The organism is Arthrobacter celericrescens, from assembly GCF_003614925.1.
Classification (GTDB): Bacteria; Actinomycetota; Actinomycetes; order Actinomycetales; family Micrococcaceae; genus Arthrobacter; species Arthrobacter celericrescens.
Genome location: NZ_QYLP01000019.1, coordinates 1 through 22382 on the forward strand (window position 1 = coordinate 1; position 22382 = coordinate 22382).

Here is a 22382-nt window from a genome sequence, read left to right on the forward strand (position 1 = left end):
GGGCCCCACCTTGAAGGTGGGGCCCGCCGTCGTTTGTTAACAGGAAAGCTGCGCTTAGCCGGAAAGTCCCCGGCAGGAGCCGGGGATGCTGCCCGCTCAGCGGGCGTCAGGGGCCTCCAGAAGGGCCGCAAGTGCCGCCAGGGCGTCATCCACCTCGCCCGGTGATTTCCCGGCAGGCACAGCCTCCGCGGTGACGTTCAGTAGGACTTCGCAGCCGTGCGCGAAGTCCTCGGTCATGACCTCCAGCAGCGAGCGGGCGTCGACGGCGGGATGTCCCGGTTTGCGGATGGTGACCGGCAGGCCGGTGGCCGTCACCGCCCGGACAAACACGGCCGCCGCGCGTGCATGAAGGCCGATCTCTGCGGCGACGGTGGCTTTGTGCTCGGGCAAACCGGCTCCTTTGCTCTGGCGGAACAGGGCCGCCCGGTGAAAATGATCCTTAAAAGCCTAACGCAGCAGTACTGCTCCCCAGCTCCGGCGGAGCACAGCTGCGGGGGATTCGCCTACGCTTGTCCTATGGAATTGCCCGCTTCCGGATCCGGGGCCTGCCGTGTCTGTTGACGCCTCGAAAATCATCGGTGAAATCGACCGCAAAAGCGGCGTCCCCATATATGTCCAGCTGCGCGAAATCCTCCGCACGTTCATCACGGACTCCTGCCGGCCAGGCGCCGCCCTGCCGTCGGAACGGGATCTCTCGGAACGCTTCGGGCTGGCGCGCATGACCGTGCGCCAGGCCATCGACGCCCTGGTGGGCGAGGAGATTATCGAGCGGGTGGTGGGCCTCGGCACGTTTGTGCGGAAACCAAAGCTCGACCTCCAGGTGAAGCTGACCTCCTACAGCGAGGAAATGCAGCGCCGCGGCATGGTCCCCGCGGCCAAGGTGCTGAGCTTCGAACAGATTGCAGCCAGCGCCTTCCTGGCCCGTGAACTGCAGTTGGACGAGGGAACGCCAGTGGTCCGTTTCAGGCGCCTGCTGTTGGCCGACAACGAGCCCATGAGCGTGGACGAGAACTTCATCCCGGCTCACCGCGTGCCGGGCTTCCTGGACGAAGCCCCGCCCACCTCGCTCTACAACGTCCTGAGCGAACGATACGGCTTGGTCATGGAGTGGGGCGAAGACATGATCGAGGCCACTGCCGCCTCACCGTCCACCGCCCGCCTGCTCAATGTCGATGTGGGCTCGCCGCTGCTCAAGATCCAGCGGCACGCCTTCGTGGCCCGGGCCATGGTCGACTATTCGGTGTCCTACTACCGCGCCGACCGCTACAAGCTCTGGGTGCCCCTGCAGCGCCCCGGCGTGCGGCCCACCAGGGGGCCGCGCGCGGGCTACTAGGGCGTCGCAGCCGGCCGCGGGGGTTTGTCGGCTCGATCGGCTGCAAATAGTCCTGCACCGGATGCTCTGCACCGCGAAACAAGGAAGGCCCCGTCCGATTGGACGGGGCCTTCCTTCTGTATGCCGTTGTTAGTGGCTCAGGCTCTTTTGATCAGCGCCTTCGATGGCTTCGTGGTGACCGTGCGCGTGCGCGGCTTCCACCTCGGCCGGCGTCGCCGGAGCAACGCGGTCCTCGAAGAACCACTTGGAGAGTGCCGCGCGGCGCTTCTCCTTGCGGGTCACAACGCCGTGCTCGTTCGGCTGTGCCGGAAGCGGAGCCGGGGATTCGAAGCCGACAAGTTTGTACTGCTTGTAGTCATCAAGCGGAGCGTGGACCTCGATGAACTCGCCGTGGGGCAGACGGACGATGCGTCCGGTCTCGCGGCCGTGCAGTGCGATTTCCCGGTCCTTGCGCTGCAAGGCAAGGGCTACGCGCTTCGTCACGATGAACGCGATGATCGGACCGACAAAGAACAGTGCGCGCAGCCAGTAGGTGACGTCGTTCAGCGACACGTGGAAGTGCGTGGCAATGAGGTCGGAACCTGCGGCTGCCCACATGACGCAGTACCAGGTGAAGCCGGCGACACCGATGGCCGTACGGGTCGGAGCGTTGCGCGGACGGTCCAGGACGTGGTGCTCGCGGTTGTCCTTGGTGATCCAGCGTTCGATCCAGGGGTAGGTGAACAGGACCGTGAAGATGATGCCTGCGGGCACGAGGGCCGGAAGCAGGACGTTCAGGGTCAGGGTGTACCCGAAGATCACGTACTCGAAGTGGAAATCGTTGACCACACCGGGCATCAGGCGAAGGGCGCCGTCGACGAAGCCGATGTACCAGTCGGGCTGGGTACCGGCGGACACCGGGGAGGGGTCGTACGGGCCGTAGTTCCAGATCGGGTTGATGGTGAACGCTGCCGCCATCAGGGCGATCACGCCGAAGACGATGAAGAAGAAGCCGCCGGCCTTGGCCGCGTATACCGGGCCCAGCGGGTAGCCGACGACGTTTCCGTCGTTGCGGCCCGGGCCGGGGTACTGGGTGTGCTTGTGGACCACAACCATGAACAGGTGGATCACGATCATCAGGAGGATGAGCGCGGGAACCAGCAGGATGTGGAGCACGTAGAGGCGGCCGATGATGGCCGTGCCCGGGAACTCGCCGCCGAAGAGGAAGAACGAGATGTACGTACCGATGACCGGGATGGACTTGATGACACCGTCGATGATGCGCAGGCCGTTGCCGGAGAGCAGATCGTCGGGGAGCGAGTAGCCCGTGAAGCCGGCTGCCATGGCCAGGATGAGCAGCACGCCGCCGACAACCCAGTTCATTTCACGGGGCTTGCGGAAGGCGCCGGTGAAGAACACACGCAGCATGTGCACACCGAGCGAGGCCACGAAGAGCAGCGCGGCCCAGTGGTGCACCTGGCGCATGAAGAGGCCGCCGCGGACATCGAAGGAGATGTCCAGCGAGGAGCTGTAGGCCACCGACATCTCGACGTTGTACAGCGGAGTGTACGAACCCTGGTAGTGGGTTTCCGCCATGGACGGGTCGAAGAAGAACGTCAGGAAGGTACCCGACAACAGGAGGATGACGAAAGAGTACAGTGCCACTTCGCCGAACATGAACGACCAGTGGTCGGGGAAGACCTTCCGGCCGAATTCGCGAAGGATTCCGGATCCGCCGACGCGTTCGTCAACGAAGTCCGTGAAGCGGCCGACCTTGGTCTTTGCTTCGAAGGGGACGTCAGCTGTTGATGAGGCGCTCATGCTCGTCACGCTCCCAGTAACTCGGTCCTACAGGTTCTTTGAAGTCGCTCGTGGCGACGAGGTAGCCCTCAGCGTCAACTGCGATGGGCAGCTGGGGGAGCGGGCGGCTGGCCGGGCCGAAGATGACCTTGCATTCCTGCGTCAGGTCGAAGGTCGACTGGTGGCAGGGGCACAGCAGGTGGTGCGTCTGCTGCTCGTAGAGAGCAACCGGGCAACCGACGTGGGTGCAGATCTTGGAGTAGGCAACGATGCCGTTGTAGCTCCAGTCCTCGCGGCCGGGGGAGATCTTCAGCGAGTCCGGGTTGAGGCGCATGAGCAGGACGACAGCCTTGGCCTTTTCGTTCAGCTTGCCTTCGTGGAGTTCGTTGAGGCCTTCCGGGATGACGTGGAACGCCGAGCCGATGGTCACATCCGATGCCTTGATCGGGGTGCCGTCGGGGTCGCGGGTGAGGCGCTTGAGCTTGCCCTCCTCCGGAGCCCACATGGTGTGTGCGAGCTTGTCGTCCGGGCGGGGACCCAGGTCGCCGAAGACGGCGATCGCCGGCAGGGGAGCCAGAGCGACAGCACCCAGAAGGGTGTTGCGGATCAGCGGGCGGCGCTTGATGCCGGTCTCTTCGACGATGTCGTCGACGATTCGTACGGCAGCCTGGCGGTCTTCCTCGGTGCGGACCGCATGGCGCTCCTCGGAGACCTCGTGGTCCGGCATGAGGGCCTTGGCCCAGTGGACAATACCGGTGCCGATGCCGAGCATCGCGAACGCGGTGCCCAGGCCCAGCAGCAGGTTCTGGTTGCGGATCGTGGCGATCGTCGAGTCGACGCCGAGATCAATGGCGAAGTACGCGCCAAGGAAGATCAAGGTACCGACAATGGAGACGCCAAACAGAATGGCTACCTGACGCTCGGCTCGCTTCGCGGCCTTCGGGTCCGTGTCAGCCAGGCGCAAACGATGCGGAGGAAGTCCAGGGTCCTGGAACTTCTCCACTTCATTCTGACCAGCCGTAGCTACGGTGCCCGAGTGGTTCGGACTGCCGTCACTATGGTTGCCCATAATTCGCCTCATCCTTCTCTCGTTGTCCCGGCAGGCGCCGGGGGGATTTTCAATTCAAAGCTGCCGCGCGGACGCGGCAGAAGGTTCGTTGGCGCGCGGCCTAGGACGAGCGGGACGTCAGCCAGATGGTGAAAGCGATGATCACACCAAGGCCGGCAACCCACACGAACAGGCCTTCAGCCACCGGGCCGAGCGATCCAAGGTCGGCGCCACCCGGGGAGCCGTTGGCTTCGATCTTCTTCAGGAAGGTGACGATGTCGCGCTTGCCCTCAGGGGAGATGTTGGCGTCGTTGAACACGGGCATGTTCTGCGGGCCCGTAGCCATGGCTTCGTAGATGTGCTTGCCGCTCACGTCGGCCAGGGCCGGTGCGAACTTGCCGCGGGTCAGGGCGCCGCCGGCAGCAGCAGCGTTGTGGCACATGGCGCAGTTGACGCGGAACAGCTCGCCACCTTCGGCGGCGTCACCCTTTTCGTCGAGCAGGTGCTCTTCGGGGATGGCGGGGCCGGCGCCGAGGGAGGCGACGTAAGCCGAAAGCTGGTGCGTCTGGTCTTCGTTGAACTGCAACGGCTTCTTCTGGGCCTGGGGGCCGTTCATCTGCATGGGCATGCGGCCGGTGCCTACCTGGAAGTCAACCGCAGCTGCACCAACACCGACCAGCGAGGGGCCGTCCTTGGAGCCGCTGGCGCCCATGCCGTGGCAGGTGGCGCAGTTGGCCTCGAACAGCTTCTTACCCTCTTCAGTGTCACTTGCACTGTAGGTAGTGGTTTCTGCCTTGGCCTGGTTGACCGTCGTGGCGACGGCGTACAGCCCACCAGTGAGGAGGAGGCCCATCAGCAGCAGCGCAATGGCTGCCAGTGGGTGACGTCGCTTCTGCGAGAGTGCCTTCACGTGGTGGTTCCTTAATTCGATCCTGCGTCGGCTCAGGGAGCCGCTTCTTTGTTGTTCAGGCCCTTGCGCTGCAAGAGCCAAGCCGTGCTACTTGAGGACGTAGATGACCAGGAAGAGGCCGATCCACACAACATCCACGAAGTGCCAGTAGTAAGAGGTGACAATCGCCGACGTGGCTTCGAAGTGCCCGAACTTCTTGGCTGCGAACGCGCGGCCGATGATGAAGAGGAAGGCAATGAGGCCGCCGATGACGTGCAGACCGTGGAAGCCGGTGGTGATGTAGAAGGCGGAGCCGTAAGCGTTGGACGACAGCGAAACGTGCTCGGAGACGAGCATCGCGTATTCGGTGGTCTGGCCGGCAACGAAGAAAGCACCCATGATGAAGGTGAGGATGAACCACTCATTCATGCCCCAACGGGTGAACTGGAACGCACCGCCCCGACGGCGCGGCTCAAGGCGTTCCGCGGCGAAAACACCCATCTGGCAAGTGAAGGAGCTTGCTACCAGGACGATGGTGTTGACGAGCGCAAACGGGAAGTTGAGCTTGGCGGTCTCTTCAGCCCACATCTCTCCGGACGTGGAGCGCAGGGTGAAGTACATGGCAAAGAGGCCGGCGAAGAACATCAACTCACTGGACAGCCAAACAACCGTTCCAACGGAAACGAGATTGGGGCGGTTCAGCGTCGGGTGCGCCGGGGTACTGGGGGCATGGGTCGCAGATGTCACAAGGAACATTATGTCTGTAAAAGTCCTGAGTTCCCAACGCGAACCGCCTTTTGGGGGGACTTTTTCTACAAACACGCGAAATCGCGCGGAAAAGTTCCCGCTGTCTTTCACATTGGTCATCGGCCGGGCTCGCTCGCTAGCATCAAGTGGTGACTTCACCGGCATCCGAGCAGCAGGCAAGCAACACCTGGCCAGGCCTTATCTCCGCCTTGATCAGGAAACAGGATCTTTCCCTAGAGAACACGGCGTGGGCGATGAACACGATCATGTCCGGGGAAGCGACCCCGGCACAGATCGCAGGTTTCCTGGTCGCACTCCGTTCCAAGGGCGAAACGGTCGAGGAAGTGACCGGCCTGGTCGAGGCCATGCTCGCCAACGCGAACCCGGTGTCCATCCCGGGCGAGAAGCTCGACATCGTCGGCACCGGTGGTGACCAGCTCAACACCGTCAATATCTCCACCATGGCCGCCCTGGTCGCTGCAGGCGCCGGCGCGCGGGTCGTCAAGCACGGCAACCGGGCGGCGTCGTCGTCCTCCGGCTCGGCGGATGTGCTCGAGGCACTCGGTGTCCGGCTAGACCTGCCGATCGACCGCGTGGCACGCAACGCCGAAGAAGCCGGCATCACCTTCTGCTTCGCCCAGGTGTTCCACCCGTCGTTCCGCCACACGGCGGTGGCGCGCAAGGAACTCGGCATCCCCACGGCGTTCAACTTCCTCGGCCCCATGACCAACCCTGCCCATGTACAGGCCTCGGCTGTCGGCGTCGCGAATGCATCCATGGCGCCCTTGGTCGCCGGCGTGCTCGCACGGCGGGGAAGCAGGGGGCTGGTGTTCCGCGGCGAGGACGGCCTGGATGAACTGACGACGACGGGTCCCTCCACTGTCTGGGAGATCCGCGACGGAGAAGTGAGGGAACAGCGCTTCTCGCCGCTCGAGCTGGGCATCCCCGTCTCGACCATCGACGAACTGAAGGGCGGCGACGCGAAGGCGAATGCCGCCGTCGTGCGCGATGTGCTGGACGGGACGCCGGGAGCGGTGCGCGACGCGGTGCTCCTTAACGCCGCGGCCGGGCTGGTGGCCTTTGCCGAATCGGCCGAGGGAACCCTGCTCGAGCGGATGGACGACGCCTACAAGCGGGCCGGCGAGTCAATTGATTCCGGTGCGGCGGCGAAGGTCCTGGAGACCTGGATCGGGCTCAGCCAAGGCTGAGCCCTTCGGGGCCGTCCCGCCGGGCTACTGCTCGAAGCCGAGCGCGAACGCGGCGTCGAGATCGTGCTGGGAGTATGCACGGAACGCGATGTGCGTGGTGGTGTGCACGACGGCGGGTACCTTGGACAGCCGGTCGGCGATGACATCGGCCAGTTCTTCGTGCTTCGCCACGCGGGCCACGGCGATCAGGTCCCACTCGCCGGTGACGGAATAGACCTCGCTGATGCCCTGGATCGCGGAAATCTCCTCGGCCGTTTCCGGAATGCGGGAAGCGTCGGTCTTGATCAGGACAAAAGCAGTGATCACTGTGGGGCCTTTCCTACGTGCGGCATGAGCCGGCGGGTCATCGGACGAATGCAAGCCTAGTCCCCGCCGGCTCCCAAGTCTCGCTGCGTCCCCACCTCGGGGCCCCTCATCTGGGTTCAGGATCGGCGGGCCGTCCGCAGTCGGAGCACCAGCGCCCACAGCAGGCGGTACCCGAGCAGGAAGACGGCGAGGGTGATCAAGGCGACCACGATGAACGCTACGGCGGCCGTGTGTCCGCTCGCGAGGCGGAGCAGCATGCCGCCGGCCACCGCGCTGATCCAGATCACGACGCCGGCGGGCCAGACTCCCAGCGGGGCGCGCCAGGCGCGCGCAATCAGCCAGCCCGCGGTGGCTCCCGCGAGGAAGGGCCATGCTGTGTCCAGCACCCCAAGCACCGTCTCGCCGCGCTGGTGGGTGTCCCGGCCGATTGCCGCGAACAGGAGAATGAGGGCGGCATCAATGACGGCAGCGGCGACGGGCAGCAGGGATCCACGGGGGCTTGAAGGCATGCTCCGACCTTATCCCGCGCTCCTCCCGGCTCCGAATCCCTGCGCCCTTGCAGCAGGGCTTCCGCCGGGAGCAGGATGGGGCTGGACGGTCACTGTGGGAGGTTCCATGAAAGTCATCCAAGTTGCGCAGCGCGCTGTGGACCTTGAGCGGGCCACCGCCTTCTATTCCGAACTGCTCGGCGCGCAGCCCCTTGCCCGCTTCGAGCAGGCAGGCCTGGTGTTCTTCGACTTGGGAGGCGTCCGGCTGCTTCTGGAGCGCGGTGCGCCGTCCGCCCTCGTATACCTCGAACGGCCTGACCTCCATGCGGCACTCGCCAGGCTCGAAGCGGCCGGGGTGAGGATCGTCGCGCGGCCGCAGTTGATCTTCACCCATCCCGACGCCACCCTCGGACCGGCAGGAACCGAGGAGTGGATGGCGTTCATCGAGGACAGCGAGGGCAACACGGTGGGGCTGGTGTCCCGGACGCCGGCCGCGGGGGACTGACGGACCGCCTGTTACCTCATGTCAATACCTCCGGGAAGGGCATTCGTCGCCTCAGTTGAATATCTCCGGTTGGGTCGGCGGTTCCAGTCCTCGTTGACGGGTGGTTTAACGGGTGTCGGCTGCTTGGCCGTGGCGAGGGTTTCGAGCCGGCCCGTGAGGGACAATATCTGCCGGGACAGGGCAGCGGGTCTGATCTTCTTGTATTCGGTGTTCATGCGGAGCACGGCCATGGGTGAGACGCCGGGGTCGGCTTTCGTGCGTCTGTGCGGGGTCGCGGGAGCGTCGTGCTTCTTGGTGACCTTGGCTCCAACGCGGACCTTGGCGATGAGCTTCTGCTGGGGCAGCAGGTAGTTGGTGAAGATCCGGTCCAATTCCCAGATCTGATTCAGCAGCTCCAGTTCCGCGGCGGTGTCGTAGCGCAGGTAACCGACGAGTTCACGGACCCTGGCCCAGTTCTTCTGCTCCACGTGGGCCCCGTCGTTCTTGTTGCCGGACCGGGAACGGGTGAAGGTGATGTGGTGTTCCAGGCAGAAATCGAACAGATGGTTGTTGATGAACTCGCTGCCGTTGTCCGAATCGATGCCGATCACGGGAAAGGGAAACACCGACAGGACGTGCTGCAGGGCAGCGAAGACGTGCTTCTGCGCCCGGTTGGGCACGGACCTGTTCACCGTCCAACCCGTGGCGATGTCGGTGACGGTCAGCGTGAAGCAGAACTGCCCGGAATTGTTGGACCCTTCATGGCCGACCAGGTCGATCTCCACGAACCCGGGCACGGCATCATCCCACTGCGCCCAGGTCCGGATCGGGATCTGGGATTTCAGCAAGGACCCGGGCTTGGTGTGGGAGCGCCCCCCGGGGCAGCAGCTTGGCCCGTTCCCCGGCCAGCCGCCTATCGATCGTTGCCGCGCTCATCCGCGCCAGCAGGGCCGCCTGCCGATCCGTGACCTGCAGAGCTCCCTCGTCCCGCAGCATCGGCACAAGTTCAGGCATCTCCGCCGCCAGCAGCCGTCCGGCCGGCGCCCGCAGCACCGCCCAACACTGCACCAGGCCAGGCTGCAGATCCGCCCCGTACACCGGAGCCCGGCCCGCCCGCACCGGACGCGGTCTGGGCGGATCAAGGGCATGCCGCAGCACCGCCCGCGCATAGTCCCGGTGCCAGCCCGTCAGCTCGACCACCTCGTCCAGGATCCTGCCCTTCCGGACCCGATCACCGGCCCGGCAGGTCCTCGCCAGCTGCTTCGTCACGGCCTTGCGCTCGGCCATCGTCAGTCCCATCCACCCTGCGTAACCCGCCACCGCCCGCCCGGCAACCCCGAACCAGCCGGAGAAATACTTATGAGGCAACGTATGCCCCTTCGCGGAGGTTTTTTACGAGTCAACTCGGACCGTTGTGCTGGGGGTGTCTGCGGACTAGCCTCAATCGGGGGGCTCAAAGAGCCTCAGCATATGGGAGGGATGCACAGTCATGCAGAAGATTTCCACCTGTCTTTGGTTCGACGGCTCGGCCGAGGAAGCCGCTGCCTTCTACGCCGGGATATTCCCCGACTCATCGATCGGCACCACGACCCCTGGCCCGGACGGCAAAGCCATGACGGTTGAGTTCAGTCTCGAAGGCCGCGAATTCCTTGGCCTCAACGGCGGACCGCTGTTCAACTTCACCGAGGCCGTGTCCTTCGTCATCAACTGCGACTCGCAGGATGAGGTCGACCGCTACTGGGACGCCCTGACAGCCGGCGGCGAAGAGAGCCAGTGCGGCTGGCTCAAAGACAAGTTCGGCGTCTCGTGGCAGGTCGTCCCGACGGCGCTCCCGGGCCTGCTGTATGGCTCGGACCCGGAAGGTTCCCAGCGGGCCATGGAGGCAATGCTCAAGATGCAGAAACTGGACCTGAACGTCCTGCAGCGGGCCTACGACGGCAACTGACGGCAACGGCAACACAACCCAGCAGTACCAGCGAAAGAGGAGAAGCAAAGAAATGGCAACACGTCTTAACCCGTACCTTTCCTTCAGTGACAACGCCCGGGATGCCATCACCTTCTACGAGTCGGTGTTCGGCGGGGAGCTGACCATCAGCACTTTCGGCGAATTCCAAGCCAGCCAGGACCCGGCCGAAGCGGACAAGGTCATGCACGCCATGCTTGTTTCGGGCAACGGACTGGTGCTCATGGCCTCCGACACGCCGAACGGCATGCCATACACCCCTGGAAACAACATCTCGGTGTCGCTGAGCGGCGAGAGCAGCGACGAAGCGGAATTGCGCGGTTACTGGGACAAACTGTCCGACGGCGGCGCCGTGATGATGCCGCTCGAGCCGGCTCCCTGGGGCGATACCTTCGGGATGTGTACCGATAAGTTCGGCATCGCCTGGCTCGTGAACATCGCAGGCGCCCAGCCGGCAGGGGAGTAGGGGCTACTTCGGCAGGAAGGTCCCTGCCCGGATTTCCGGGCAGGGACCTTCCTGCGTTCAATTGCCGGGAGCCGGAGCGGCTGCGACCATGCATGCGCACCCTTGCGGGGCGAACCCTCGACACGGCGCAGCGGAGAGTGTCAGGGTGGAACAACTGCCGACGAAGACGCGGAGGACCGACCATGCAGGACCTAACAGCAACTGCGAGCGAAACCGGATATGCGCCGGTCAACGGGCTGCGCATGTACTACGAGGTCCACGGCCAGGGTGAGGACAGCGGCACCCCGCTGCTGCTCCTGCACGGCGGCCTTTTCGACATCGAGCAACAATTCGGCGCCCTGATTCCGGGGCTCTCGTCCGGGCGTCGTGTGATCGCCGCGGATTTCCAAGGGCACGGACGAACCAACGACATCGACCGGGCCCTCGGTACCGCCGCCTTGGCCTCCGACGTCGAAGGGTTGCTCGGGCACCTCGGTATCGGCAACGTCGACCTGTTCGGGTTCAGCATCGGAGGCGCCGTCGCGCTGCATCTTGCTATCACGCGTCCAGAGCTTGTGCGCAAGCTCATCGTTTCGTCGGTGTCGTTCCGGCCGGAGGGGGACCGCGGAGACAACGCCGAGGCGATGGCGGAAATGTCCGTGGACATGATCGCCGGAAGCCCGATGGAGCAACGCTATCTTGCCGTATCACCGCACCCTGACCGCGAACATCTGCAAGGGCTCCTGGACAAACTCGTGCGCTACGGCGAAGGCGAGTCCGGCTGGAGCGACGACGATATCCGCGGCATCGCGGCCCCGACACTCATCACCGTCGGAGACTGCGACATGGTCAAGCTCGAGCACGCGGTGAAGTTCCTTCAGCTGCGCGGGGGAGATGTGAACGGAGACTTCGAGGGCGTGCCCGCTTCGCAGCTCGCGGTGTTCCCCGGCACAACGCATTTCTCCGGACTCGCACGGACCGCGCTGGTGCACGAGGCCGTGACTGGCTTCCTCGGCGAGCTGCATACCAACTGACGGAAGGTTGGCGCCATGCGGAAACTGATCTACGCCATGAACCTGACGCTGGACGGCTACATCTCCGCTCCCGGCGACGACATCTCCTGGAGCGGGCCGCCGAGCGATGAACTATTCCAGTGGTGGCTCGACCAGGAACTGGCGAGCAGCCTGACACTGTACGGGCGCAAGCTGTGGGAGACCATGAGTTCCTACTGGCCGACCGGCGACCAGCAGCCCGACGCCACCCCGGCACAGATCGAATTCGCGCGGAACTGGCGGGACACACCGAAGGTGGTGTTCTCCTCGACGATCGAAAAGGTCGACTGGAACACCCGCCTGGTTACCGGCGATGCGATTGGGGAGATCACCCGGCTTAAGGCCGACGACGGCGGCCCGATGACCGTCGGCGGCGCAACGCTCGCCGGGGCGGCCATGCGGGCCGGACTGATCGATGAGTACGTACTGGTCACCCATCCAGTCCTGGTGGGCGGCGGCACGCCGTTCTTCGCCGCGCTGGACAGTTGGGTGAACCTGAATCTCATGGAGGGGCGGGAGATTGCCGACGGCGTACTCATGGCCAGGTACGAGACGAGGCGCTGAGCGGGATTCCTCTGCATGGGCGGGGGAGCATCCGGTTAGTCGCGCAGACATTTACTTTACATAATGTGGATTATCGGCGGTTAAATACCCGGGAGTAGAAGTAGGTGCGGGAACTCCCGCCTCTGGACGTATTCAGCGTTTCCGCAGGTCAGAGGCGACTTTTGCTTCGAAGTGCATCATGTTGATGCTCCCCGAATTTGCCGTCCTGCCGGCGCGCTTCTTGAGGCCGAACTGAGCCTTAGCGCAGCGAGTCGTGGCGGATTCACGTCATAGCGACGACACGGATCCAGCTACTACTCGTCGCCCTTTAACACGTCTCGCTGCCAGTTGACTATCACTTATTCCTTGGCATCTCGCTCCTGGCAGATCAGCGCTCCAGCTAGGCTTCCGGAATGAAACCTCGCGCAATTCTGGCAATCGCGCTACTGCTGGTGATCATGGTGATAGCAATAATCGCCAGCTGGGCCATCGCCGGCGACCGGCCCGTCCCCATGGAGTCTGCCCTATTTCATTGGATGGGGTGGTGAACATGGACCGTACCTGAAGTGCGCGGCGCAGGATCCGTCTTCTACTCGTCTCACATCAACACGTCCCCATGCCAGTTTTACAACGGGAGTGGAAGTAGCTGCGAGATCCCTCTGCGTATTGGACGTTTTCGCAGGTCAAATAGGGTTTTCGTGCGGCCGATGCTGGTGCTGGCCCGCCGGTTCACGACCCAGGCCATTGAACGCCACGCCACCGACTCAGCCGCGGCAAATGCGAAACGTATTGCCGCCGTCAGGGCTAGCGGTCATTGAGACCGTATGACCTTCAGGAGTTCTGCGCCGGTCGCCACCACCGCAACTTCTTCCCGGATTTCCGCGGGCAAGTCATCTTGCTGTGTTTCGTTCGTGAGGCAGATCGGGCAGCCAACAGGCATGATCACCCAGTCAGCTGCGGAAGCCCCCTGCACCAATAGCTCCCATGGTTGTTCCCCGGAAATGTGGTTGGCCATGATGCCGTCATCGCCGACGTATACGTCAGCGGATCCGTCGCCATACACAATCAATGCAAGGTTGCGTTCGGGCTCCTCTCGCACGATGAACGGTTCAAGCACTTCACGCATTTTAACTCCACCGCCCCGGGCGGCTTCGCCGTTGGAGAAGCCTTGGAATTAGACATCAAGAGACATAGGGAAACGATCTCACGGACCCGCTCTAGTCACCCCAATTTTTTTTCGATCAAAGCCATCGAAAGTAGACGGGTTACCGGCCGGATCTATGGGCAACTCCTGGCCCATAGATCCGCGTGCATGCCAGAGTTTCCTGACAGAAGGTGGGTCTGATGCAACTACTCCCTTTTCAATGCGAATCCGGCGTTTGCGCCGCGGCCTCAAGTTGGACCAGATGAGTCTCGTTTGACGCGACGGCCTGCCCCAAACGCGTTGCGGCAGCTACTGTTGGGCCCATGGCGGATTCTGAGATCCTGCACGTGGACGGCCCCGATGGCGATCGGGAGGTCAAGCTGAGCAGCCCAGACAAGGTGCTGTGGCCCGGCGTCGAGGGGCATCCTCCCCTCACCAAACGCGACCTGGCCAGCTACCTGATCTCGGTGGCATCACCCTTCCTCCGGCTCAATGGAGACCGGCCCATGACCTTGCAGCGCTTCCCCGAAGGGATCGACGGCGAGGAGTTCTTCTCGAAGCGGCCGCCGCGGGGCGCGCCTTCCTACCTCAGGACGGTGATGTGCACCTACCCATCCCACAGGCGCCACGATCAGCTCGTGTTCGACGAGGCCGCAGCGCTCGCGTGGGCGGCGCAGATGGGAACGATCACCTTCCACCCTTGGCCGGTGCGCACGGCCAATCTTGACAACCCGGACGAGCTGCGGATCGACCTCGATCCGCAGCCTGGGCGCGACTTCCGCGACGCCGTCACCGCCGCGCTCGCGCTGCGCGAGGTCATGGCCGAGGCTGGGCTCACGGCCTACGCGAAAACCTCGGGCAACCGGGGCGTCCACGTCTACGCGCGCATCCGGCCCACGCACGAGTTCCTTCATGTGCGGCACGCCGTCATCGGGATTGCACGCGAGCTGGAGCGCCGCATGCCGGACCTCGTGACCACCTCGTGGTGGAAGGAAGAGCGCGGCGAGCGGGTGTTCGTCGACTTCAACCAGGCCAACCGCGACCGGACGATCGCCGCCGCCTATTCGCCCCGGCCCTTGCCTCACGCGCCCGTCTCGACCCCGCTGACGTGGGACGAGCTCCCCGACGCCGACCCGCGAGACTTCACCGTCCGGACAGTTCCCGCGCTCTTGGCCGCCCGTGACTGCCCGTGGGCGGACCTCGACGGCGCGCCGGGCGACATTTCGGGCGCCCTCGCCTTATGGGACGCTGACCTCGAGCGCGGCCTCGGTGAGCTCAACTTCCCGCCGGACTACCCCAAGATGCCCGGCGAGCCGCCGCGGGTACCGCCGAGCAAGCGCAAGGCGGACCGAGCCGACGAGGACTATTCGGCGCCCAAGGCCGAGCGCGACGCCGAGTGGGGAACCGCGATCGCTCCCCCGTACGGGCCGATGCTTGCCAAGCCGGTCAAGAAGCTCCCGATCGGCGAGTACCTGTACGAGCCGAAGTGGGATGGCTTCCGCTCAATCGTGTGGCGCTCCGGCGATCGGGTGGAGATTGGATCGCGCAATTCCCTGCCCATGACGCGCTACTTCCCGGAACTCGTCGAGGCCATCATCGCAAACTTCCCCGACCATTCGGTCATCGACGGCGAAATCGTCCTCGTGGACCCAGGCACCGGAGACCGGCTCAACTTCGATGCCCTCCAGCAGCGCATTCACCCTGCGGCTTCCCGCATCGCCAAGCTGAGTGCCGCATCGCCGGCGAGCTTCGTGGCTTTCGACCTGCTCGCCCTGGGCCAGACCAACTACGTGGAGCGTCCGTTCCACGAGCGGCGCACAGCCCTTGAGGAGGCACTCAAGAACTCCAAGCCCCCGGTCTACCTCACCCAGGCGACCAAGGACCCCGCCGTCGCGCTGGAGTGGTTCAGCACCTTCGAAGGTGCCGGCTTGGACGGAGTCATCGCCAAGCCCCTCGGGGAGCTCTACGCCGAGGATAAGCGGGTCATGTCCAAACTCAAGCACGAGCGGACGGCCGACTGCGTCCTCGCCGGGTTCAGGCTCTACAAAGACGAACCCGACGCCATCGGATCCCTGCTCCTGGGCCTGTACGACGCCCAGAGCCTGCTCAATTCAGTGGGCGTCATCGGGGCGTTTCCGATGGCCCGCCGCAAGGAGCTGTTCGAGGAGCTGCAGCCGCTCGTGACGACGTTCGACGGGCACCCCTGGGCGTGGGCGCAGCCCGCCGAGGTGTTGCCGGACAACCGCGATCAGTCCGCACCGCGCACCCCTACAGCGGCGGCGCACTCCCGCTGGAATGCACAAAAGGATCTCTCGTTCATCCCGCTGCGGCCGGAGCGCGTCGTCGAGGTCAAGTACGACCACATGGAGGGCGAGCGGTTCCGCCACACTGCGCAATGGGTCCGATGGCGCGAGGACCGCCTGCCAGAGTCGTGCACCTATGACCAGCTTGAGGAACCCGTAAGCTACGACCTTTCCTCGGTCCTGACCCGGGACCGGCCCGCGTAGCCCGCCCGCGCAAGGGGGCTCCCTTGGCCGGGGCATCCCCGTTCGGCAAGTACCGGGTGGGCAGTGGGCGCCGTCGCGCCGGCTACTCGGCGGGACGGCGCCCGCCGGGGTGAGACTCTCACGTCACAGTGGATTCCACCCCGATTGCTCAGGGAAGCGGGGTGGCGCCGATGAGAACACCCTGGAAAACAGCCAGCGCGGCCAAATCCGCGGAGGCTGCCACCGCGGCGAACTGCTCCACCTGAACTCCCTTATCCAGCCGTCACGCCGGCTTCGCGAAGGTCGCCGCGCTCATGATTTCGTAGGCCACGAAGGGTTCGTCGCCCTCCACCCAGGCGTCGTGTCCGGCCGGGATAGCGTAGGCGCCGCCGGGACTCACCGTGATCCGCGATCCATCCTCCATCTGCACTATCAGCGTCCCCGACGTGCAGACTCCTAAGTGATTGACCTGGCAACTGTCCGTGTGGACGACGGTCTTGACCGTCTCGGACCAGCGCCAGCCCGGCTCGAAGGTGAACCTCCCCAAGGTCGTATCGCTGATCGTGACAACATCGACTTCGGTCAGGGGCGGACGGCGCTTTTCATCGGGCTCGTCAAACGACTTCGTTTCAAGGGCATTGACAGTTACTGATGACATCGGTCTTCCTCGCAGGAGTGGCGTGGATTATTCGTCCAGAGCGCGGAGCCTGCTCCGGGGATGCGGCTGGCTGGCGTGCCAGTACCGGGAACCAGCGGTATCAGCGTGCGCCCGGGAGCAGAGCATGTCAATAAGGTGCCCCGCGGCCACTCCCGCCTCAGGCCCCCACGTAGTCCGCCAGGTGCTGGCCGGTCAACCCCGCCCGAGCGGCCACCAGCTCGGCCGGAGTTCCCTCGAAAACGATGTTGCCGCCGTCGTGCCCGGCGCCGGGGCCGAGGTCGATGATCCAGTCCGCGTGCGCCATCACCGCCTGGTGGTGTTCGATCACGATCACGGACTTGCCGGATTCCACCAGCCGGTCCAGCAGTGCGAGGAGCTGTTCGACGTCGGCCAGGTGCAGGCCGGTGGTGGGCTCGTCGAGGATGTAGACGTTGCCCTTCTCCCCCATCTGCGAGGCCAGCTTGAGCCGCTGGCGCTCACCGCCCGAGAGCGTGGTGAGGGGCTGCCCGAGCGCGAGGTAGCCGAGCCCGACGTCGGCCAGCCGCCGCAGGATCGCGTGCGCCGCAGGGATCTTGGCCTCCCCGGTGGAGAAGAACTCTTCGGCGGCGCTCACCGACATGCCGAGCACTTCGCTGATGTTGCGCCCGCCCAGCTTGTACACCAGGACGGCTGCCTGGAAGCCCTTGCCCTCGCAGTCCTCGCAGGGCGTGGACACGGTGTCCATGAACCCGAGTTCCGTGTAGATCACCCCGGCGCCCTTGCATTCGGGGCAGGCGCCTTCGGAGTTTGCGCTGAACAATGCCGGCTTCACGCCGTTGGCCTTGGCGAAGGCTTTCCGGATCGGTTCGAGGAGGCCCGTGTAGGTGGCCGGGTTGCTGCGCCGCGAGCCCCTGATGCCGGACTGGTCGATCGCCACCACGCCCTCGCCGCCGGTGAGCGAACCGTGGATCAGGGAACTCTTCCCGGAGCCGGCCACCCCGGTCACCACCACCAGCGCACCCAGCGGGATGTCGACGTCGACGTCCTTCAGGTTGTGTTCCGACGCGCCGCGGATCTCCAGTTTGCCTTTGCCCTTGCGGATCTTGTCCTTGAGTTTCGCACGGTCGTCGAGGTGCTGGCCGGTCAGGGTGCCGCTGGCCCGCAGCCCCTCAACGGTGCCTTCGTAGCAGATGTTGCCGCCGGCGGTTCCGGCGCCCGGGCCGAGGTCGACGACGTGATCGGCGACGGCGATCGCTTCCGGTTTGTGCTCAACCACCAGGACGGTGTTGCCTTTGTCGCGCAGGCGCAGCAGGAGCTTGTTCATCCGCTGGATGTCGTGCGGGTGCAGGCCGATGGTGGGTTCGTCGAAGACATAGGTGACGTCGGTGAGCGAGGACCCGAGGTGGCGGATCATCTTGACGCGCTGCGCCTCGCCGCCGGACAGCGTTCCGGACGGCCGGTCCAGGGACAGGTAGCCGAGGCCGATCTCCACGAAGGAATCGAACAGGTGCAGCAGGTTGCCCTTCAGCGGTGCAACGGAGGGCGCGTCCAGGTCGCGGATCCAGCGCGCAAGGTCCGTGATCTGCATGGCGCAGACCTCGGCGATGTTCAGGCCGTTGATGCGTGAGGAGCGGGCCGCGTCGTTGAGCCGTGTGCCGTCGCAGGCGGGGCAGGAGGCGAAGACGGCGGCGCGTTCCACGAAGGCGCGGATGTGCGGCTGCAGCGAATCCGGGTCCTTGCTGAACATGGACTTGCGGATCTTCGGGATAAGGCCCTCATAGGTGACGTTGATGCCCTTCGCCCTTATCTTCACCGGCTCCTTGTAGAGCAGGTCGTCCAGTTCCCGCTTGGTGAAGTCCTTGAGCGGCTTGTTCGGGTCGACGAAACCCGATTCAGTGAAGGTGGCGACCATCCAGCCGTCCGCGGTGTACCCGGGAACGAGGATGGCGCCGTCGAGCAGGGACTTGTTTTCGTCAAAGATCGCGGTGAGGTCGAGGTCGGAAACCGTACCTCTGCCCTCGCATTCAGCGCACATGCCGCCGTGGTAGACGGCCTCGCGCACGATCGTCTTCTCGCCCCTGGCATCGGTCAACACGCCGCTGGCCTTGCGGGTGGGAATGTTGAACGAGAAGGCCACGGCAGGTCCGATGTACGGAGTGCCGAGCCTGCTGAAGAGCACGCGCAGCATGGCGTTCGCGTCGGTGACCGTTCCCACGGTGGAACGCGCGTTGGCGCCCATGCGCTCCTGGTCCACGATGATCGCGGTCGTCAGGCCCTCCAGGACGTCCACGTCCGGGCGGGCCAGCGAAGGCATGAACCCCTGGACGAAGGTGCTGTAGGTTTCGTTGATCATCCGCTGCGACTCGGCCGCGATGGTACCGAACACCAGGGAACTCTTGCCGGAGCCGGAGACTCCGGTGAATGCCGTCAGGCGCCGCTTCGGAATCTGCAGGCTGATGTCCTTGAGGTTGTTCTCGCGGGCACCCTCCACCTTGATCAGCTCGTGGCTGTCGGCGAGCGGCACCGAGGAGGATTGTGCTTCGGTTCCCGTATCCGTGCTCATCGTTTCTCCGTCCGTGATCAGTGGACCGGCGCGGCGGTCCCCCATCGTCCTGCATCGCTCCGCCCAGCCTAACGTGCGGGGGGCCCGGCCGGGCCTGCGAGGCTGGGGAGCACGCTAGGTGTTAGCGTTGGCCGGGCGCGGGAGTCCTGGCCACCACACTAATCCCGCCCATGGCCGCGAGGCTTCTCCGATCCTGCTCCGGCCCGGCCCATTGTCTTAAGCCGCCTCGACGCCAACAATGAAGCATGCCGGTCTACGTGAATTCCCTCGAGACAGCCGTACCGCCAACCATCCTCGTGCAACCCCAGGCGCGCGATGTATTCGCCGCCCAGCCCGGCCTCACCCGGCTCGGCTCCAGGCTCGTCAGGACATGCTTCGACTCCGCGGCGATCGATACCCGGCATACCGCCGTCGCCGAACTCACCGACGGCGGACTCCCGGACCGCCGGGACTTCTACGATCCTGACAGCGGCGAGGTCCTGAGCCCGAGCACCAAGGTGCGCAACGACCTCTTCTTCACCGAGGCCACCAAGCTTTTCATCGAAGCCGGGAAGGCCGCCGTCGGACGTTGCCCGGACGTGGAGCCGGCCGACATCACGCACGTGATCACCGTTTCCTGCACCGGCTTCTTCAACCCCGGGCCCGATTACAAAGTGGTCCGCGCACTAGGGCTCAACCCGGCAGTGCAGCGCTACCACCTCGGGTTCATGGGGTGCTACGCGGCCTTTCCGGCCCTGCGGGCCGCCCGCCAGTTCTGCCTCGCGGACCCGGCCGCTGTGGTTCTGGTGGTCTGCGTCGAACTCTGCTCCCTGCACGTCAGGACCTCCAACGACCCGGACACCATCATGGGCTCGGCGATCTTCGGCGACGGTGCGGCGGCCGCCGTCGTCAGTTCGAGGACCCCGGCGGGACCGGACGCGGCGCTGCGGCTGGACCATTTCGAAACGGTCCTCACACCGGTGGGCGAAGAAGCGATGGCCTGGAACATCGGCGACCAAGGGTTTGAAATGGTCCTGGGCAGTTACGTCCCGCACATCATCGAAGAACACATCACCGGTGCGCTGGAACCGTTGCTCGCCCGGGAAGACGGTCTGACGGGGCGGCCGTACCGGGAGATCCCGCATTGGGCCATCCACCCCGGCGGCCGGAGCATCCTCGACAAGGTCGAAGCCAAACTCGAACTCCTCGAGGAGCAGCTGCGCCCTGCGCGCGACATCCTGCGCGACTTCGGGAACATGAGCAGCGCCACCGTGCTCTTCGTCATCAAGCACATCCTCAGCCAGCCGCCCCGCCAGGACGAGGAGCGGATCTGCTCCATGGCGTTCGGCCCCGGCCTCACAGTGGAAACCGGATTGTTCACCAAGGTCGCTCCCCTGCGGCCATGACCGCCTTCCTGCGGGAACGGGCGGACAGCCTGACCGAGCAGATGGACCGCCCCGACTGCGACCCCGCCCGGCTGCGCCGAAGCTACGCGAGGTTCCCCGTCATCAATTTCCTGCTTGCCCGCTGGGGCAGGAACTTCGAGCGACGGATCAGACCACTGCTGTCCGCCTCCACGGCGGCGACCCTGTTGGACATCGGGTGCGGCGGAGGGGACGTGGTGCGGCGGCTCGCCGGCCGTGCCGCCCGGGAGGGCCTTCGTTTGGAAGTTACCGGCGCCGATCCCGACGCCCGCGCCCACGCGTTCGCCACCTCCCGGAAAGCGCCCGACGGCGTCAGCTACCGGAGGGCGCTCAGCTCCGACCTCGTGGCGGAAGGTGGGCGCTTCGACGTCGTGATTTCCAACCACGTCCTGCACCATCTCAGCGCCGCCGAACTGGCTGCCGTCCTCGCCGATTCCGAACGCCTTGCCCGGCATCTCGTGTTGCACAACGACCTGCGGCGCAGCCGGCTCGCCTACCTCCTGTTCCTGGCTGGCTTCTGGCCGTTGGGCCCCGGCTCGTACATCCATACCGACGGGCTGGCCTCCATCCGGCGCAGTTATACGCCGTCCGAACTGCGGAAAATCGTGCCGCCGGGCTGGCAGGTGGAGCGCAACGGACCCTGGCACCTCCTGCTCGTGTACCGCCCGCCTGGTGCAGGCAGTGCTTGACGTCGGCATCGTCGGCGCCGGTCCGGTGGGCCTCTGCATGGCCGCACTTCTGCTCCGGCGCGGCCTCGACGTCGCCGTGTTCGAAAAGCGTGCGGGCGCGGGGTCCCAGAGCCGGGCCATCGGCATCCACCCTCCCGCCCTGGCGGTGCTCGAGAGCATCGGCGCGGCTGTGCCGCTGATCGGGAGCGGAGTGCAGATCAGGGGCGGCACGGCGTACAGCGCCGGGCGGAAGGTCGGTTCGCTGGATTTCGGGCTCCCGGGCGCCGAATACCCGTTCATCCTTTCGGTGCCCCAGGCGGTGACCCTCGCGGTCCTGGAGGATCGCGTCGCGCAGCTCGGTTCCGGGGTGCTGCACCGCGGCGTCGAGGTGCTGGACTCAGCGCCCACCGACGGCGGCCTCCTGGTGCGGGGCAGGCGCGCCGATGGTGCCGGGCCGGCGGAGCCGTTTGAAGCGCGGTGCCGCTTCCTGGTTGCTGCGGATGGCGCGCGTTCCGGGCTCAGGGCGGCGCTGGGAGTGACTCCCGCCGTGCGCAGCTATCCGGATCATTACCTCATGGGCGACTTCCACGACGGAACCCCGTACGGATCCGAGGCCGTGCTCTTCCTCGAACCGCCCGGCATCGTGGAGTGCTTCCCGCTGCCCGGAGGAATCCGCCGCTGGGTGGTGCGCATCGGATCGCCCGACGGTGAACCGTCCGCGTCCGGGCTGGCGGCCCTCATCGAGGAACGCACAGGGGCACTGGTGGATCCTGCCAGCAATTCGATGCTCAGCGCCTTCGGGGTCACGTCCCGCCTGGCGCCTGCCATGGTCCACGGGCGCACCGTCCTGATCGGCGACGCGGCCCACGAACTGAGCCCGATCGGCGGACAGGGGATGAACCTGGGCTGGCTGGACGCCGCAGCCTTGGCGCCCCTCCTGGAACGCATGGTCCGCGCGGAACGGGGCCGGACGGATCCGACCCTGCACACCGAACTCGCCGAACTGGAGCGTGCACGGCTGCGCGCGGCCCGGAAAGCCAGCCGCCAGGCCGGCATCAACATGGCGCTTGGCCGGCCGATGCCTCCCCCTGTCCTCAGGTTGCGCAATGCCATCGTCGGCCGCGTGGTCCGGCGGCCCGCCGTCGCCGGATTCGTGGCACGGCGTTTCACCATGCATTAGGTGAGTTTGACCAGCT

The 22382-nt window shown here is 65.3% G+C and carries 23 protein-coding genes; 11 read left to right on the top strand and 12 right to left on the bottom strand.

Annotation, left to right across the window (positions count from 1 at the left end; translation table 11 throughout):
- Window positions 1-96: 96 nt before the first annotated feature.
- On the bottom strand, window positions 97-390 hold the full coding sequence (locus D3654_RS03545) for an HPr family phosphocarrier protein (RefSeq protein WP_120520154.1): 294 nt from the start codon (window positions 388-390) through the stop codon (window positions 97-99).
- Between the two features lie 160 nt (window positions 391-550).
- On the opposite strand from D3654_RS03545, the gene D3654_RS03550 reads away from it, so the two are divergent.
- A complete protein-coding gene (locus D3654_RS03550; protein WP_120520155.1) occupies window positions 551-1333 on the top strand; it encodes a GntR family transcriptional regulator in 783 nt (260 codons plus the stop codon).
- A gap of 129 nt (window positions 1334-1462) precedes the next feature.
- On the opposite strand, the gene qcrB is transcribed toward D3654_RS03550, so the two are convergent.
- The 4 genes from qcrB to ctaE all read right to left on the bottom strand — a co-directional run bounded on the left by qcrB (window position 1463) and on the right by ctaE (window position 5796).
- Window positions 1463-3133, bottom strand: a complete 1671-nt coding sequence (qcrB, locus tag D3654_RS03555; protein WP_120520156.1) for a cytochrome bc1 complex cytochrome b subunit — start codon at window positions 3131-3133, stop codon at window positions 1463-1465.
- Window positions 3111-4181, bottom strand: coding sequence for a cytochrome bc1 complex Rieske iron-sulfur subunit (gene qcrA, locus D3654_RS03560; RefSeq protein ID WP_120520157.1), 1071 nt, complete (start codon window positions 4179-4181; stop codon window positions 3111-3113). Before qcrA ends, qcrB begins: the two co-directional genes overlap by 23 nt.
- A 100-nt stretch (window positions 4182-4281) precedes the next feature.
- Entirely contained in the window at window positions 4282-5070 is a 789-nt protein-coding gene (qcrC, locus tag D3654_RS03565) for a cytochrome bc1 complex diheme cytochrome c subunit (protein ID WP_120520158.1), read from the bottom strand.
- 87 nt (window positions 5071-5157) lie between these two features.
- Window positions 5158-5796 (bottom strand): aa3-type cytochrome oxidase subunit III, encoded by a 639-nt coding sequence (gene ctaE / locus D3654_RS03570; RefSeq protein ID WP_120520226.1) that lies wholly within the window; start codon window positions 5794-5796, stop codon window positions 5158-5160.
- Between the two features lie 149 nt (window positions 5797-5945).
- On the opposite strand from ctaE, the gene trpD reads away from it, so the two are divergent.
- Window positions 5946-7004, top strand: coding sequence for an anthranilate phosphoribosyltransferase (gene trpD, locus D3654_RS03575; RefSeq protein ID WP_120520227.1), 1059 nt, complete (start codon window positions 5946-5948; stop codon window positions 7002-7004).
- Between the two features lie 24 nt (window positions 7005-7028).
- On the opposite strand, the gene D3654_RS03580 is transcribed toward trpD, so the two are convergent.
- Both D3654_RS03580 and D3654_RS03585 read right to left on the bottom strand, forming a co-directional pair.
- Complete coding sequence (locus D3654_RS03580) at window positions 7029-7310, bottom strand: Lrp/AsnC family transcriptional regulator (RefSeq protein ID WP_115789157.1); 282 nt, start codon at window positions 7308-7310, stop codon at window positions 7029-7031.
- A gap of 116 nt (window positions 7311-7426) precedes the next feature.
- Entirely contained in the window at window positions 7427-7819 is a 393-nt protein-coding gene (locus tag D3654_RS03585) for a DUF3054 domain-containing protein (protein WP_120520159.1), read from the bottom strand.
- 106 nt (window positions 7820-7925) lie between these two features.
- Between D3654_RS03585 and D3654_RS03590 the strand changes: the two genes are divergently transcribed.
- Window positions 7926-8303: a VOC family protein gene (locus D3654_RS03590; protein WP_120520160.1), complete on the top strand. Its 378-nt coding sequence runs from the start codon at window positions 7926-7928 to the stop codon at window positions 8301-8303.
- A gap of 11 nt (window positions 8304-8314) precedes the next feature.
- Here the strand turns inward: D3654_RS03590 and D3654_RS03595 are convergent, their stop codons facing one another.
- Together D3654_RS03595 and D3654_RS20725 are read right to left on the bottom strand one after the other, a co-directional pair.
- Window positions 8315-9130, bottom strand: coding sequence for an integrase catalytic domain-containing protein (locus D3654_RS03595; protein WP_245413072.1), 816 nt, complete (start codon window positions 9128-9130; stop codon window positions 8315-8317).
- Window positions 9084-9581 (bottom strand): hypothetical protein, encoded by a 498-nt coding sequence (locus D3654_RS20725; protein ID WP_245413073.1) that lies wholly within the window; start codon window positions 9579-9581, stop codon window positions 9084-9086. The genes D3654_RS03595 and D3654_RS20725 overlap by 47 nt, the downstream gene beginning before the upstream one ends.
- Before the next feature lie 190 nt (window positions 9582-9771).
- Between D3654_RS20725 and D3654_RS03600 the strand changes: the two genes are divergently transcribed.
- The 4 genes from D3654_RS03600 (at window position 9772) to D3654_RS03615 (ending at window position 12306) form a co-directional block, all read left to right on the top strand.
- Window positions 9772-10227 carry a VOC family protein gene (locus D3654_RS03600; protein WP_120520161.1) on the top strand — a complete coding sequence of 152 codons (456 nt, stop codon included), beginning with the start codon at window positions 9772-9774 and terminating at the stop codon, window positions 10225-10227.
- Window positions 10228-10279: 52 nt separating this feature from the next.
- On the top strand, window positions 10280-10711 hold the full coding sequence (locus D3654_RS03605; protein WP_120520162.1) for a VOC family protein: 432 nt from the start codon (window positions 10280-10282) through the stop codon (window positions 10709-10711).
- Window positions 10712-10893: 182 nt separating this feature from the next.
- Window positions 10894-11724, top strand: a complete 831-nt coding sequence (locus D3654_RS03610) for an alpha/beta fold hydrolase (RefSeq protein WP_120520163.1) — start codon at window positions 10894-10896, stop codon at window positions 11722-11724.
- 15 nt (window positions 11725-11739) lie between these two features.
- The gene (locus D3654_RS03615; RefSeq protein ID WP_120520164.1) at window positions 11740-12306 is read left to right on the top strand and encodes a dihydrofolate reductase family protein; all 567 of its coding nucleotides are present in this window, start codon (window positions 11740-11742) and stop codon (window positions 12304-12306) included.
- 790 nt (window positions 12307-13096) lie between these two features.
- Here D3654_RS03615 and D3654_RS03620 read toward each other — a convergent pair.
- On the bottom strand, window positions 13097-13411 hold the full coding sequence (locus D3654_RS03620; protein ID WP_120520165.1) for a hypothetical protein: 315 nt from the start codon (window positions 13409-13411) through the stop codon (window positions 13097-13099).
- A 341-nt stretch (window positions 13412-13752) separates the two neighbouring features.
- Between D3654_RS03620 and D3654_RS03625 the strand changes: the two genes are divergently transcribed.
- Complete coding sequence (locus D3654_RS03625; RefSeq protein ID WP_120520166.1) at window positions 13753-15936, top strand: ATP-dependent DNA ligase; 2184 nt, start codon at window positions 13753-13755, stop codon at window positions 15934-15936.
- 262 nt (window positions 15937-16198) lie between these two features.
- Here D3654_RS03625 and D3654_RS03630 read toward each other — a convergent pair whose 3' ends face one another.
- Both D3654_RS03630 and D3654_RS03635 read right to left on the bottom strand, forming a co-directional pair.
- Window positions 16199-16573, bottom strand: coding sequence for a cupin domain-containing protein (locus D3654_RS03630; RefSeq protein ID WP_120520167.1), 375 nt, complete (start codon window positions 16571-16573; stop codon window positions 16199-16201).
- Between the two features lie 157 nt (window positions 16574-16730).
- Window positions 16731-19115 (bottom strand): ATP-binding cassette domain-containing protein, encoded by a 2385-nt coding sequence (locus D3654_RS03635; protein WP_120520228.1) that lies wholly within the window; start codon window positions 19113-19115, stop codon window positions 16731-16733.
- Window positions 19116-19360: 245 nt separating this feature from the next.
- Here D3654_RS03635 and D3654_RS03640 point away from each other — a divergent pair, with 245 nt between their 5' ends.
- From D3654_RS03640 to D3654_RS03650, 3 genes are read left to right on the top strand one after another with little or no spacing between them, the layout of a single operon-like run.
- Window positions 19361-20500 (top strand): type III polyketide synthase, encoded by a 1140-nt coding sequence (locus D3654_RS03640; RefSeq protein ID WP_120520168.1) that lies wholly within the window; start codon window positions 19361-19363, stop codon window positions 20498-20500.
- Window positions 20497-21207: a class I SAM-dependent methyltransferase gene (locus tag D3654_RS03645; RefSeq protein ID WP_120520169.1), complete on the top strand. Its 711-nt coding sequence runs from the start codon at window positions 20497-20499 to the stop codon at window positions 21205-21207. The genes D3654_RS03640 and D3654_RS03645 overlap by 4 nt, the downstream gene beginning before the upstream one ends.
- Window positions 21191-22366, top strand: a complete 1176-nt coding sequence (locus D3654_RS03650; protein ID WP_342635084.1) for an FAD-dependent oxidoreductase — start codon at window positions 21191-21193, stop codon at window positions 22364-22366. The genes D3654_RS03645 and D3654_RS03650 overlap by 17 nt, the downstream gene beginning before the upstream one ends.
- Window positions 22367-22382 lie beyond the last annotated feature (16 nt).